This window comes from Streptomyces sp. NPDC047886 (assembly GCF_043204435.1).
In the GTDB taxonomy this organism is placed as follows: domain Bacteria; phylum Actinomycetota; class Actinomycetes; order Streptomycetales; family Streptomycetaceae; genus Streptomyces.
In genome coordinates this window covers 1-14,454 of the sequence record NZ_JBIDCF010000009.1, presented here as the reverse complement: position 1 = coordinate 14,454, position 14,454 = coordinate 1, and the positions used below count along the sequence as shown (strand labels likewise).

Annotated in this window: 9 protein-coding genes; 4 read left to right on the top strand and 5 right to left on the bottom strand. The window is 72.6% G+C overall.

What is annotated here, in order from left to right:
- Positions 1–66: 66 nt before the first annotated feature.
- Both ACGF5U_RS25590 and ACGF5U_RS25585 read left to right on the top strand, forming a co-directional pair.
- Positions 67–753 (top strand): response regulator, encoded by a 687-nt coding sequence (locus tag ACGF5U_RS25590; RefSeq protein ID WP_392715399.1) that lies wholly within the window; start codon positions 67–69, stop codon positions 751–753.
- A gap of 382 nt (positions 754–1,135) precedes the next feature.
- Complete coding sequence (locus ACGF5U_RS25585; protein ID WP_392715400.1) at positions 1,136–2,149, top strand: lytic polysaccharide monooxygenase; 1,014 nt, start codon at positions 1,136–1,138, stop codon at positions 2,147–2,149.
- Here ACGF5U_RS25585 and ACGF5U_RS25580 read toward each other — a convergent pair.
- The 3 genes from ACGF5U_RS25580 to ACGF5U_RS25570 form a co-directional block, all read right to left on the bottom strand.
- Positions 2,146–3,012 carry an esterase/lipase family protein gene (locus ACGF5U_RS25580; protein WP_392715401.1) on the bottom strand — a complete coding sequence of 289 codons (867 nt, stop codon included), beginning with the start codon at positions 3,010–3,012 and terminating at the stop codon, positions 2,146–2,148. The two genes, ACGF5U_RS25585 and ACGF5U_RS25580, sit on opposite strands and share 4 nt — an antisense overlap.
- A 183-nt stretch (positions 3,013–3,195) precedes the next feature.
- A complete protein-coding gene (locus tag ACGF5U_RS25575) occupies positions 3,196–4,194 on the bottom strand; it encodes a hypothetical protein (protein ID WP_392715402.1) in 999 nt (332 codons plus the stop codon).
- The gene (locus ACGF5U_RS25570) at positions 4,191–7,682 is read right to left on the bottom strand and encodes a DNA polymerase III subunit alpha (protein ID WP_392715403.1); all 3,492 of its coding nucleotides are present in this window, start codon (positions 7,680–7,682) and stop codon (positions 4,191–4,193) included. Before ACGF5U_RS25570 ends, ACGF5U_RS25575 begins: the two co-directional genes overlap by 4 nt.
- 142 nt (positions 7,683–7,824) lie before the next feature.
- On the opposite strand from ACGF5U_RS25570, the gene ACGF5U_RS25565 reads away from it, so the two are divergent.
- The gene (locus tag ACGF5U_RS25565) at positions 7,825–8,847 is read left to right on the top strand and encodes a DUF3533 domain-containing protein (protein WP_392715404.1); all 1,023 of its coding nucleotides are present in this window, start codon (positions 7,825–7,827) and stop codon (positions 8,845–8,847) included.
- Positions 8,848–9,008: 161 nt separating this feature from the next.
- Here ACGF5U_RS25565 and adhE read toward each other — a convergent pair whose 3' ends face one another.
- Both adhE and ACGF5U_RS25555 read right to left on the bottom strand, forming a co-directional pair.
- Entirely contained in the window at positions 9,009–11,627 is a 2,619-nt protein-coding gene (adhE, locus tag ACGF5U_RS25560) for a bifunctional acetaldehyde-CoA/alcohol dehydrogenase (protein WP_392715405.1), read from the bottom strand.
- 175 nt (positions 11,628–11,802) lie between these two features.
- Positions 11,803–12,888, bottom strand: coding sequence for a S1 family peptidase (locus ACGF5U_RS25555; protein ID WP_392715406.1), 1,086 nt, complete (start codon positions 12,886–12,888; stop codon positions 11,803–11,805).
- A gap of 335 nt (positions 12,889–13,223) precedes the next feature.
- Between ACGF5U_RS25555 and ACGF5U_RS25550 the strand changes: the two genes are divergently transcribed.
- The gene (locus tag ACGF5U_RS25550; protein WP_392715407.1) at positions 13,224–14,093 is read left to right on the top strand and encodes an alpha/beta fold hydrolase; all 870 of its coding nucleotides are present in this window, start codon (positions 13,224–13,226) and stop codon (positions 14,091–14,093) included.
- The last annotated feature ends 361 nt before the right edge of the window (positions 14,094–14,454 follow it).

Below are 14,454 nucleotides of genomic sequence, written 5' to 3'. Positions count from 1 at the left end.
GAACCTGTCTCTCTTCCGCAACCAACGGACGTTGTGGTCCTTGTGGTCGCGACCTAGCGTGGCGGGGTGACGACAGTGCTGGTGGTGGACGACGACTTCATGGTCGCCAAGCTGCACAGCCGCTATGTGTCCGCCGTGGGCGGTTTCTCGGTCGCGGGCGTGGCGCACAGCGGCGCCGAAGCGCTGCGCGCGGCCGAGGCGCTCCGTCCCGACCTGGTGCTGCTGGACGTCTATCTGCCCGACATGGACGGGCTCGAGGTCCTGCGTGCCCTGCGGGCGGCGGAGGAGCGCGACGAGGAGCGCGGCCATGCCGACGTCCTGTTCATCACGGCCGCCCGGGACGCGGACACGGTCCGCTCGGCGCTGCGTGCCGGGGCTCTGCACTATCTGATCAAGCCGTTCAGCCAGGCCGCGCTGCGGGAGCAGCTGCTGCACGTGGCGTCGCTGCGGACGCGCCTGGAGGCGTTGGACGAGGCGCGGCAGGAGGACGTCGACCGGCTCTTCGGCGCCCGCCCCCGGGGCTCGCGGGAACTGCCCAAGGGCCTCGCGGCGCACACGGCGGACCTCGTGGACCGGATCCTGCGCGCCCACCCGGCGGGCCTGTCGGCGACGGAGTGCGCCGAGGCGGGCTCGCTGTCCCGGGTGAGCGCCCGCCGGTACCTGGAGTACTTCGCGGAGACGGGCCGCGCCGAGGTCACGCTCCGCTACGGCGGCACGGGCCGCCCGGAACGCCGCTACCGCCACACGGGCTGACCGCGCGGGTGCGGTCGCCGGGGCGTCTGTGCGAGGACCGCCCCCGACTCCCTCGCGACGGCCTCACCCGGAGCCGTCCGGGAGCCGTCCCGAGCCCTTCCCGCGCCCTCACCCGGAGCCCTCCCGGTCCTTCCTCCGGTTCTTCCTGAGGGCCTGCTTAGCGGTGCCTTAAGCGGACCATAAGGATCCCCATCTCCCGCCTCCGGCAGGCGGTTTCGGCGTTTCGAGGGGCTAGCTTGCTGATCACCGGGGCTGGTTCGGGCCATCGGCGCTGTCGGGGGGCCGCGCCGCGTGCCCGGTCGGCCGGCCCCGTCCGCCCCGGGCCGTTCCCCCGGGGCCGCGTGACCCCCACACTCCCCGTTCCACCGAAGGAGAACGCACCGTGAGCGCTTCCCGCATCGCTCCCCGTACCGCAGCCGCCGTCACCGCCGCCGTCGTCGGGGTCGTCCCGCTGGCGCTGGTGGGGCTGACCGCCGCTCCCGCCGCCGCGCACGGTTCGATGACGGACCCGGTCAGCCGGGTGTCCGCCTGCCATGCCGAGGGGCCCGAGAGCCCGAAGTCGGCGGCGTGCAAGGCGGCGGTCGCCGCGAGCGGCACCCAGGCGTTCTACGACTGGAACGAGGTCAACATCGGTGACGCGGCCGGCCGGCACCGGGAGCTGATCCCGGACGGCAAGCTGTGCAGCGCCGGACGCGACAAGTACAAGGGTCTCGACCTCGCGCGCGGCGACTGGCCTGCGAGCGCCCTGACGTCGGGGAACCACACGTTCCGCTACCGCGCGACGGCCCCGCACCGGGGCTCGTTCGAGCTGTACGTCACCAAGGACGGCTACGACCCGTCGAAGCCGCTGACCTGGGCGGACCTGGAGGACAAGCCGTTCGCCAAGGTGACCGACCCGAAGCTGGAGAACGGCTCGTACGTCTTCGACGGCACCGTCCCGGCCAAGTCGGGCCGCCACCTGGTCTACTCGATCTGGCAGCGTTCGGACTCCCCCGAGGCCTTCTACACCTGCTCCGACGTGGTGTTCGGCAAGGACAGCGGCGGCAGCGGCCCCGCGCCGACCGCTTCGGCGCCCTCCGAGGAGCAGATCGCCGACAGTGCCGAGAAGTCGACCGTCGACCACAACGGGCACGGCGGCGACGACCACGGCGACACGGCGTCCCAGGCGCCCACGGCGTCCGCGTCGCCCGAGGCGTCCGGAGCGCCCACCGCCTCCGCGGTGCCGCTCGCGGCGGGGTCGCCGGAGCCGAACGCGCCCGCGCCGAATTCCGACGGCCAGAACCTGGCCGCCACCGGCGGCGACGGCACGGTGCCGTACGTCGCCGCCGGCGGGGCCGCCGTCCTGGCCGCCGGTGCCGGGCTGATGTTCGCCGCGGCCCGCCGCAGGGCGTCCTAGCCGAGGACGGACGCGCAGGTGGTCGGCGTCGCCCGCGCCGGGTCGAGGGCGTTGGCCACCTCGTGGAAGGCGATCCGGTCGAGCAGTCCGATCGCCAGGTGCTCCGAGAGGTCGACGGCGCACAGGTCCTGGAGGAGGACGTTGCGGACGGCGGGGCCGTCCAGGAACTGCGAGCGGTACGGCGTGACGACCTGGTCGTACCTGGTGGCGATGACCGTGTACCGCACCCCGGGCACGGTGTCGCCGCCCTCGTTGAGCTTCTGGAGGAACGGGGAGCCGGCCACCTGGTCGGCGAGGCCCGGCGTCTTCTCGTTCAACAGGTCGGCCGCGCCCGGGAAGTGCGGCAGCAGCCGGGTGAGACCCAGCAGGGTCGTGCCGTGGTTGTCGGGCGCGAGACCGACGAGGGCGTTCACCTTCGCGGCCCCGCCGAGGAACTTCAGATAGTGGCGGGGCATCATGCCGCCCTGCGAGTGGCCGACGATGTCGACCTCGGCCTTGCCGGTCGCGGCGAGCACCTTGTCCACGTACGCGTCGAGCTGTTCGGCGGACTTGGCGATGGGGCCGAGGCCGTGGAAGAACGGCACGCCGGGCAGCTGCCCGTAGTCGAGGGAGAAGACGCAGTAGCCGCGCCGCACCAGGTAGGGGGCGAGGCCGAGCCAGTTGTCGATGGAGTTCCCGAGCGTTCCGTGGACCAGGACGACCGGCCGGGGATGAGCGGCGGACGGTTTGCAGGAGTAGTCGTTCCAGCCCCGGTCGGGGGCTGAGGCGGCCTGCGCCGTACCGGCCGGCACGAGTGCGGCGGTGGCGATCAGGAGCAGGACGGTCAGGGCTCTGAGCACCGACCGCAAGCGTGGGGGCAGCATCGAGTGGTCTCCTCGCGGCTCAAGGAAAAGGGCGATGGCGGTACGCCCCAGCGGCCCGGACCACTGATGGGGATGCGCGGCACGGGGATGCCGCGCTCATGCCAAGTTACGTACGGGTAGCGGTAAGAGGGAAGTTACGCGTCGGTAAAAAATGCGCGAGCCCGCCCCGACCGCGCTACGGGCCTAGGCGGCCAGCGAACCCGGGATGATCGCGCCGGGCCCGAACCTGGCCCGTGCCCGGTCCGCCACCGCCTCCAGCCGCCGCGCCTTCTCGTCGGCGGGGTCGAGGGAGAGCTGGTGCGCGGCCTGTTCGGCGGGCGTCAGGTCCTCGGCGCGCAGCGCGATCGCCCGCACCCGGGCGCGTTGCAGCCCGAGCGCCTCGTGCATCGCGTACGCGACGGCGGTGAGCTCCGCCGAGTGCGCCGTCGGTTCGCGCAGGGTGCGGGTCCTCGTGGTGACGGTCCGGTCGGCGTACCGCACGGTGAGGGTCAGCGCACGGCACACCTGCTCGTCGGCCCGCATCCGCGCGCCCAGTTCCCCGGCGAGGGACAGCAGGGCGCGCCGGTGCCGTTCCCGGTCCAGCTCGTCGCGGGGGAAGGCCCGTTCGGCGGCGACCGAGCGGGCGGCACCGTTGGGGACGACCGGGTTCCGGTCGATGCCCCGCGCCCTTTCCCACAGCTCGCGTCCGGCCCGTGCCCCGATGACGCGCTGGAGCACGGCGAGCGGGGCGTCCGCGACCCGGCCGACGGTGTCGAGCCCGTACGAGCGGAGCGTACGGGCGGTGGCGGGGCCCGCCCCGTCCAGCGCGTCGACCGGCTTGTCGCGCAGGAAGCCGTCCGGGTCCGTGACCACCAGGGTCGTGCCGGGCACGGCCTCGCGGGCCGCCATCCGGGCCAGCATCGGATTGGGGCCCGCCCCGATGACGCAGTCCACGCCGTACCGGGCGAGTGCCCGCACCCGGATCAGCGCGGCCAGTTCGGCGGGTCCGCGCCCGAAGTACCGCAGGGCGCCGCGTACATCGGCGAGTGCGGCGTCGGGCGGGGCGGCCTGCACGACCGGGGTGAGCTCGCCGAGCAGCCCGAGCAGCCGTGGCAGCATCGCCTCGTACATGGGCTCCAGCCGGAACCGTACGTAGAGAATCCTCCCGGCCGTCCCGTACCCGTCTCCCGTGCCGGTGGTCATCCCGCGCTCCCCTGACTCTGGTGCCACAACTTCCTTCCGGGTGCCGCTCCTTCGCCCGCCGGGCGCAGATCCGCCCAGGGGTTCATCTCGTATCCGGTGGGCATCGTGATCCGGCGGCCGCTGTCGGCCGGCGGCGGCTCGGCGGATGCGGCCGGTGCCGGCGCGGCCAGCCGGGCGGCGACCGCGTCGAGGCCGCCGTCGCGGCGGAGCTCGATCAGTTCGGCGAGGTTCCAGGCGGCGGAGCCGACCACGCTGAGGCTGCGCGGGCCGCGCCGCTGGACCACTCCGCGTACGAGGAGCAGCCAGGAGTGGAAGACGGTGTGGGCGCACCGCTCGTGGCTGTCGTCGAAGAAGGCCAGGTCGACCAGGCCCGTGCCGTCGTCCAGCGTGGTGAAGATGACGCGCTTGCCGGAGCGGATCGGCGGGGTCTGGGTGGCCGCCTTGGCGCCCGCGACCAGGACGGTCTGCCCGTTCGTCGCGGTACGCAGCCGCTGGGCGGTGACCGCGCCGAGCTCCTCGAGGAAGCCCTGGTGATCGCTCATCAGATTGCGGGAGGCGTCCATGGAGAGCACGCCCAGTTCGGCGCTGAGGCGTTCGGCGTCGGTCAGGTCGGGCAGACCGAGGGGCGCGGCCTTCCGGCCTCCGGCGAGCGGGAGCTGGTCGCCGTACGAGCCGGCGCCCCGCTGGGCGCGGTGGAGTTCGGCGAGGTACAGCAGCAGGTCGCGCCGGTTGGCGCCGAACGCGTCGAGTCCGCCGACCTGGGCGAGCCGTTCGGCGACGGGGCGGCTGGGCCTGGCCCGCTCCCAGAAGTCCAGCAGGGAGGAGTAGGGCTGGGCCGCTTCGATCCTGGCGGCCTCCGCCTCGCTGATGCCGTGGACGTCCGAGAGCGCGAGCCGCAGCCCCCAGTTACGGGACGAACCGGACACGCCATCAGACACCAGTTCGATACGGTGTGCGGCTCCCGAGCGGTTCACATCCAGCGGCAGCACCGGCACCCCCTGCCGCCGGGCGTCCGCGAGCAGCAGCCGCTTCGGATACATCCCGGGGTCGTGGGTGAGCAGCCCCGCGTAGAAGGCCGCCGGGTGGTGCGCCTTGAGCCACGCCGACTGGTACGTCGGCACGGCGAAGGCCACCGCGTGGGCCTTGCAGAACCCGTACGACCCGAACGCCTCGACGATCTCCCAGGTACGCGCGACGACCTCGTCCGCGTACCCCCTCTCCTTCGCCCGCCGCGCGAACCAGACCTTGATCCGCCCCTGCGACTCCGGGTCGGAGAGACCGCGCCGTACCGCGTCGGCCTCGGCCCGGCCGCAGCCGGTCATGATGTCCACGATCTTGATGATCTGCTCATGGAAGACCACGACCCCGTACGTCTCCTCCAGCGCGTCCTTCAGATCCGGGTGCGGGTAGCGGACCGGGGCCCGCCCGTGCCGGGCCGCGATGAACGGGCGGACCATGTCGGCCGCGACCGGTCCCGGCCGGAACAGCGAGATGTCGACCACCAGGTCGTGGAAGGTGGACGGCTGGAGCCGGCCGAGCAGATCGCGCTGACCCGGCGACTCGATCTGGAAGCAGCCCAGCGTCTCGGTGGACCTGATGAGCCGGTACGTCGCGGGATCACCCGGTCTGACCTGCGCCGGGTCGTCGATGTCCACCCGCTCCCCCGTGGTGCGCCCGATCTCGGCGACCGCGTGCGCCATCGCCGACTGCATCCGCACGCCGAGCACGTCGAGCTTGAGCAGCCCCAGCTCCTCCACGTCGTCCTTGTCGAACTGGGACATCGGGAAGGGGGAGCCTCCCCGGCCCTCACCGGCCAGGGGGATCTCGCCGCTGGTCGGCACCACCGGGGTACGGGAGAGCAGGGACGCGTCCGACAGCAGCACCCCGCACGGGTGCATGGCGACGCCGCGCGGCAGCGCGTCCAGCGCCTCCACCAGCTCCCACAGCCTGCCGTACCTCTCCCGCTCGCCCGCGAGTCCGCGCAGCTCGGGCAGCTCGTCCAGGGCGGCGCGGGCGTCCCGGGCGCGGATGTGCGGGAACGACTTGGCGATCCGGTCGATGTCGGCCGGGTCCATGGAGAGGGCGGCGCCCACGTCCCGTACGGCATGACGCACCCGGTAGGTCTCGGGCATGGCGACGGCGGCGACCCGCTCGGGACCGAACCGGTCCAGGATCGCGCGGTAGACCTCCAGGCGGCGCGCGGACTCCACGTCGATGTCGATGTCGGGCAGCGCGGGCCGCCGCACCGACAGGAACCGCTCCATCAGCAGGTCCTGTTCGACCGGGTCGGCGTGGGCGATGCCGAGCAGGTGGTTGACGAGCGACCCGGCGCCCGAGCCGCGCGCGGCGACCCGGATGCCCATGCCCCGTACGTCGTCCACGACCTGGGCGACGGTGAGGAAGTACGTGGCGAAACCGAGCCGCTCGATGGTGCGCAGCTCGTCCTCCAGCCGGTTCCAGTACGCCCTGTCCTGGTCGTGGCCGCGCAGCACCATCCCGGCGGCGCAGCGCGAGCGGAGCACCCGCTCGGCGGTACGGCGGTCCGCGCCGACCAGGTGGGGTTCGGGGAAGTGGACGCTGCCCATGCCGAGGTCGTCCTCGGGGTCGACGAGGCACTCCCCCGCCGTGTCCTCGGTCATGGCCAGCAGCCGGTGGGCCGCGTCCCCGCGGAGCCCGGCGGCCTCGGCGACGCGTTCGGCGCCCGCGGCCATCGCGGCCGGGTCCTTGAGCCAGCGCTCGCCGCTGTCCAGGCCCTTGCGCGGGTCGACGGGGACCAGGCGGCGGGCCGCGTCGAGAACGTCGGCGACCGGCCCCTGGCCGGGGTCGGCGTACCGGACGGCGTTGCTGAGCACGGCCCGTACGCCCTGGTCGGCGGCGAGGCCGAGGGTGCGGGCGGCGTGCCGGAGCGAGCCGGGTCCCGTGCCGGTGCGGCCGTGGTGGACGACCTCCAGGCGCAGGGCGTCGCCGTACACCTCGCGCCAGGGGGCGAGGAGCCGGGCGGCGCGGTCGGGGCGGCCGGCGGTCAGGGCGCGGCCGACGTCGGAGTCGGGGCCGAGGAGGACGGTCACGTCGTCGCCGCGGTTGTCCGCCCAGGGCAGCAGCGGCCGGCCGCCGCCGGTGGCGTGCGCGGCGGTGACGAGCCGGCACAGGGTGGCCCAGCCGCGCCGGGAGCGGGCCAGGAAGATCGCGCGGGGTGCGGATTCGTCGATGAAGGCGCCGCCGCGCACGGGGGTGCGCCGGCGTTCGGTGGGGCCCGTGACCTCGGTGGTCCGGGCGCCGATCGCGAGGTTCACCCCGAACAGCGGGCGGACGCCCTCCTTGGCGCAGGCGCGGGCGAACCGGACCGCGCCCGCGACGGTGTCACGGTCGGCGAGCGCGACGGCGTCCATGCCCCGTTCGGCGGCGCGGGCGGCCAGCCGCTCCGGGTGCGAGGCCCCGTACCGCAGGGAAAAGCCCGAAACGGTGTGCAGATGCGTGAACCCGGGCACCCACACCTCCTGGATCGATCGAACCTCACCTCCCCCTCCACCACCATAGACCAAGTTTCGAACGTCTGTACGACATCGGGTGCGTCCACCATTCGGCCCCGCCCCACCTGCGGAAACAGGGGGCTGCCCGGAGCGTGGGGGCATGACGCTCGCCGAAGAACTGAGAAACGCCGTCACGCCCCGGGCCGCGTTGCTGGTCGTCGGCGTCCTCGCTCTCCAGCTGCTGTTCATCGCCTCCTATGTGGGCGCCCTGCACAACCCGAAGCCCCAGGAGGTCCCCTTCGGGGTGGTCGCTCCCGGACAGGCCGCCGGGCAGGCCGCCGCACGGCTCGGCGCGCTCCCCGGGAAGCCGCTGGATCCGCGGGTCATCGCCGACGAGGGCGAGGCCAGGCGGCAGATCATGGACCGGGAGATCGACGGCGCCCTGATCATCGACCCGGCGGGCACCACCGACACCCTGCTGGTCGCGTCGGGCGGCGGTACGGTCCTGGCCACCGCCCTGGAGCGGATCGCCGTCGAGGTCGAACGGCCGCGGCACCGCACGGTACGGACGGTGGACGTCGCCCCCGCGTCCGACGAGGACTTCGACGGCCTGTCGGCGTTCTACCTGGTCGTCGGCTGGTGCGTGGGCGGCTATCTGCTGGCGTCGATCCTCGCGATCAGCGCGGGCGCCCGGCCCGCCAACACCCGGCGCGCGATCATCCGGCTCGCCGTCCTGCTGGTCTCGGCGCTCATCGGCGGCCTGGGCGGCGCGATCATCGTCGGCCCGGTCCTGGGAGCCCTGCCCGGCAGCCTCGCGGCACTGTGGGGGCTGGGCGCGCTGGTGGTCTTCGCGGTCGGGGCGGTCACCCTGGCACTCCAGGCGCTCACCGGGATCGTGGGCATCGGCCTGGCCGTCCTGCTGATCGTCATCGCGGGCAACCCCAGCGCGGGCGGCGCCTTCCCCGGCCCGATGCTGCCCGACTTCTGGCGGGCGATCGGCCCCGGCCTGCCGCCGGGCGCGGGCACCTGGGCGGCGCGCTCGATCGCGTACTTCCGGGGCAACGCGGTCTCGGGCGCGCTCCAGGTCCTCTCGGTCTGGGCGATCGCCGGCACGGTGATCACCCTGGTGCTGTCCACGCTCCGCAGGGACAACGGCACCCCCGGCAGGCCGGTCGACACCTGAGCCCCGGCACCCGTGAACGCATGCGCCGGAGGCCGCACCCCCGTGGCAGCCTCCGGCGCATGCGAAAGGCGAGGACTCGTGCGGTTTGCCGCAGACCGCACGAGCCCTCGCCGTCATACCCGGCCGGCCGGCCCGTCAGCAGCCGGCCGGCCGGGCAGCTCTCACGCCTCCTTCGGGGCGACCTCCCGCGTTCCGTAGTACGCCTGCGTCATCAGCCGCTGCATCTCGTCCAGCATCGGCATCCGCGGGTTCGCGGGCGCGCACTGGTCGGCGTAGGCGTTCATCGCCTGCTGCGGCAGCGCCTCCAGGAAGGCCTCCTCGTCCACCCCGGCCGCCTGGAACGAGGCCGGTATGCCGCACCGGTCACGCAGTTCCTCCACCGCGCGGGCGTAGGACTCCACGCCCTCCTCGGGCGTCGCGGCCGGCAGGCCCAGCATCCTGGCGATCTCCTGGAACCGCTCCGGGGCCCGGTAGACCTCGGCCTTCGGCCACGGGGTGGCCTTGCCGCTGATCTGGCCGTTGTGCCGGATGACGTGCGGCAGGAGCAGCGCGTTGGTGCGGCCGTGGGCGACGTGGAAGGTGTTGCCCAGGGTGTGGGCCATCGCGTGGACCAGGCCCAGGAAGGCGTTGGCGAAGGCCATACCGGCGACCGTCGACGCGTTGTGCATCTTCTCGCGGGCCTCGGGGTCGTCCGCGCCCTTCACCACGCACCGCTCCAGGTTCTCGAAGATCAGCTTGATCGCCTGGAGGCACAGCCCGTCGGTGTAGTCGTTCGCGTAGACCGACACGTACGCCTCGGTGGCGTGGGTCAGCGCGTCGAATCCCGAGTCGGCGGTGACCGTCGGAGGCAGCCGCATCGGGAGCACCGGGTCCACGATCGCGACGTGCGGGGTGAGCGCGTAGTCGGCGAGCGGGTACTTCTGGGCCGCCACCGGGTCGGAGATCACCGCGAACGGGGTGACCTCGCTGCCGGTGCCCGAGGTGGTCGGGACGGCGACCAGCTTGGCCTTCTCGCCGAGTCCCGGGAACTTGTAGGCGCGCTTGCGGATGTCGAAGAACTTCTCCTTCGTGTCCGCGAACTCGACCTCCGGGTGCTCGTACATCAGCCACATGATCTTGGCCGCGTCCATCGGCGAGCCACCGCCGAGCGCGATGATCGTGTCCGGCTCGAAGTCCCGCATCATCGCCGCGCCGGCCCGTACGGTCTCCAGCTCCGGGTTGGGCTCGACGTTGTCGATCACCTGGAGGACCACCGGGGACGGCCGCGACTGGAGGATCCGCGTGACCTTCTGGACGAAGCCCAGCTCACCCATCGTCTTGTCCGTCACGATGGTGACCCGCTTCAGGCCGTCCATCTCGCCGAGGTAGCGGAGGGCGTTGCGCTCGAAGTAGATCTTCGGGGGGACCTTGAACCACTGCATGTTGGTGTTGCGCCGTCCGATCCGCTTGACGTTGATCAGATTGACCGCGGTGACGTTGTTCGACACCGAGTTGTGCCCGTACGAGCCGCAGCCCAGGGTGAGCGAGGGCAGGAAGGCGTTGTAGACGTCGCCGATGCCGCCGAAGGTCGACGGCGCGTTGACGATGACGCGCACGGCCTTGACCCGCTTGCCGAACTCCTCGGCGAGCTCCTCGTCCTCGGTGTGGATGGCCGCGCTGTGCCCCAGGCCGTGGAACTCGACCATCCGGGCGGACAGGTCGAGACCGTGCTCGGTCGAGTCGGCCTTCAGGGCGGCCAGGACCGGGGAGAGCTTCTCGCGGGTGAGCGGCTCGGCCTCGCCGACCTCCGCGCACTCGGCGATCAGGATCGAGGTGCCGTCGGGGACGGCGAACCCGGCCTGCTCGGCGATCCACCCGGCCGACCGGCCGACGACGGCGGCGTTCAGCTTGGCGCCCGCGCAGTTCTCGGCGTTGGCGGTCGTACCGAACAGGTACTCCTCCAGCTTGGCCTTCTCCGCGGCGTTGACCACGTACGCGCCGAGCCGCTCGAACTCGGCGATGCCCTGCTCGTACACCTCGTGGTCGAGGATGACCGCCTGCTCGGAGGCGCAGATCATGCCGTGGTCGAAGGACTTCGACAGCACGATGTCGTGGACGGCGCGCCGCAGCTTGCCGCTCCGGGTCACATACGCCGGTACGTTGCCCGCGCCGACGCCGAGGGCCGGCTTGCCGCACGAGTAGGCGGCCTTCACCATCGCGTTGCCGCCGGTGGCGAGGATGGTGGAGACGCCCTCGTGGTGCATCAGCAGCCCGGTGGCCTCCATCGACGGCTCCTCGATCCACTGCACGCAGTCCTCGGGCGCGCCGGCCGCGATCGCGGCGTCCCGCACGGTGCGGGCGGCCTCGACGGAGCAGCGCTGCGCCGACGGGTGGAAGGCGAAGATGATCGGGTTGCGCGTCTTGAGCGCGATGAGCGCCTTGAAGACGGTCGTGGACGTGGGGTTGGTGACGGGGGTCATCGCGCAGATCACGCCGACGGGCTCGGCGATCTCGGTGACGCCGTTGAGTTCGTCACGGGAGATGACACCGGCCGTCTTGAGCCCTGCCATCGAGTTCGTGACGTGCTCGCAGGCGAAGAGGTTCTTGACGGCCTTGTCCTCGAAGAGGCCCCGTCCGGTCTCCTCGACGGCCAGCCGGGCGAGATCCCCGTGTCGGCTGAGGGCCGCCAGTGAGGCCTTCTTGACGATGTGGTCGACCTGGTCCTGGTCGTACGACTCGAACCGGTCGAGCGCCACGAGGGCTCCCCGGACGAGACCGTCCACCATGTCCTTGGCCTGCATGGCAGGTACTCCTTCATGGAACTTTTCGCTGACACCTCCATTCGACACCTGGGGGTGTCCCTGTTCCGCCCGAAAAGGACCCGGACCGGCGGACAAAGGTCCCGAGCTTGTGAATACTTTCACAAGCCTTCGCAAGGGCATGCCCGGACCACCGGCAGGCGGTCCGGGCATGAGATCAACCGATCTGAGCCCCGTACTCCGCCAGCGCCTCGGTCACGGGCTGGAAGAAGGTCACACCACCGGAGGAGCAGTCGCCGCTGCCGCCCGACGTGAGACCGATCGCCGCGTCACCCGAGAACAGCGAGCCGCCGCTGTCGCCCGGCTCGGCGCAGACCGAGGTCTGGATGAGCCCCTCCACGACCTGGCCGTTGCCGTAGTTCACCGTGGCGTCCAGACCGGTGACCTCACCCTCGTGCACCTGGGTGGTCGAACCGCTGCGGGTCACCTTCATGCCGACCGTCGCCTCGGCCGCCTGCCTGATCTCCTGGGCACCGCCGTCGTACAGGTTGACCGCGCTCGGGCGCTCCACCTCCCGGTCGTACTTGACCAGCGCGAAGTCGTTGCCGGGGAACTGCGAGTCGACCATGGTGCCCACGGCCGGACCGCCCTGCGACTCGGCCCACTTGCTGCCGGTGTCACCGCAGTGCCCGGCGGTGACGAAGTGCGGCTCGCCGTCCTTGACGACGTTGAACCCCAGCGAGCAGCGACCGCCACCGGTGTGGATCGCGTCACCGCCCGCCAGGAAGGGCGTGAACGTACCGGCGGAGCGCTTCAGCTCCGCCTTGGAGCCCAGCCCCTTCACGACCTGGGTGAGCTTCTCCCAGGACGCGCCGGTGACCGTACGGTCCGCCGTGACGAGCACCTTGTTCGTCACCGGATCCACCGCCCAGGACGTGCCGGGGATGGTCGCGCGGTTCTTCAGCGTCTGCCGGGCACCCGAGAGTTCGGTGAGCGAGTTCTCCACGACCCGGGCCTTGCCGCCGGCCTGCCGGACGGAGTCGGCCGCCGCCTCGCTGACCACATTGACCACGAGGGTCTTCGACCTGACGTCGTAGTAGGCGCCCGCGGCCTCGTCACCGAGCTCCTGGTGGAGCGTCGACGCGAGGTTTCCGGCCGCCGTCGCCGACAGCGCCTTCACCGCGGAAGACGGTACGTCCTCACTGGCGTTCGCAGTCTGGAAGGTGACGGCCGCGCCCAGCAGAGCCACAACGGCTCCGCCCGCGAGGGCAGCACGGCGTGCGGGTATGCGTCGGTGCTTCAAGAATCGACCTCCTGTGGGGCCGTGCCGGGACAAGTGGGGTGCCCAGACACGGAGGATGGGGGGCCTACTATCCCGAGACCGGCCGGTAGCACACAAGGTCGACTTCAGGACGCGCACACGATGTGCACAGTGCGCCCCCACTTCATCGGGCTACCCGAGGTCACTACTGGTCGATCCCGACTGCGAACACCGTGTGCAACGACCCGATGGCCGCCAGGTGAGGACTAGTCCTGTCCGGTTCTCCTCACACAAGCGGCCTGAACCACCCACTTCCCCCACCACTTTGATGAGGCATCATCAGTCCGGGGGAACACCAGCGAAGGAGGCGGGGGCTCTTGCGACGTCGGGTGCGCACGCCGGACGGCCGGCAGCTGATGGTGGAGCGCCTGGGCGACCCGCAGGGCCGTCCGGTCTTCCTGCTGCACGGCACGCCCGGCAGCAGACTCGGCCCCGCGCCCAGGGGCATGGTCCTCTACCAGCGCGGGATGCAGCTGATCGCCTACGACCGGCCGGGCTACGGCGGTTCGGACCGCCTGCCGGGGCGCAGCGTCGCCGACGTGGCCCGTGACGTGGCGGCGATCGCCGACGCCCTCGGCCTGGAGCGGTTCGCCGTGGTGGGCCGCTCCGGCGGCGCCCCGCACGCGCTGGCCTGCGCGGCCCTGCTGCCCGACCGGGTGACCCGTACCGCCACGCTGGTCTCCCTGGCGCCCCGGGACGCGGCCGGCCTCGACTGGTTCGAGGGCATGACCGCGCACAACGTCGTCGAGTACACCGCCGCGACCCTCGACCCGGACGGTGTCGCCGACCGGCTCACCCCCCGCGCCGACGCCATCCGCAAGGACCCGGTCCAGCTGCTCGACGACCTGCGCCGCGAACTGACGCCCCCGGACCGCCGGGTCGTCAAGGACGCGGGCGTCCGCTCCATGCTGCTCCGCAACTACCAGGAGGCGCTGCGCACCTCGGCGTACGGCTGGATCGACGACGCCGTGGCGTTCTGCAGCCCCTGGGGCTTCGACCCGGCCGACATCCCGGGCGAGGTCCTGCTCTGGCACGGGGAGCAGGACGTCTTCTCCCCGCCCGGTCACTCCCGCTGGCTGGCCGAACGCATCCCGGGTGCGACGGCCGTCCTGGAACCGGCCGCCGCGCACTTCGACGCGCTGCACGCCCTGCCGCAGGTCCTCACCTGGCTCCTGAACGCCCCCTAGGAACTGCACGGGTCCGGCGGAAGGGGCCGCGCAGGGTCGCCTCCTGAACGCCCCCCCTAGAACAGCGCGGGGTCACCCGGGCCGGCGGAAGGGGCCGCGCAGGGTCGCCCCCGCAGGGGTTGGCGGCTTCGGGACAGCGCCCAAGACGTGAAGCCAAGGCCGCCGACCCCGAGGAGGTGAGCCCGGAGAGGCCCCGACCCCCCACCGGACGAAGGGAACACCACCCCCCCCCCCCCCCCCCCCCCCCCCCCCCCCCCCCCCCCCCCCCCCCAAACCCCCCCCCCCCCCCCCACCCCAACCCCCCCCCCCCCCCCCCCCCCACCCCCCCACCCCCCCCCCCCCCCCCCCCCCGGGGCTAACC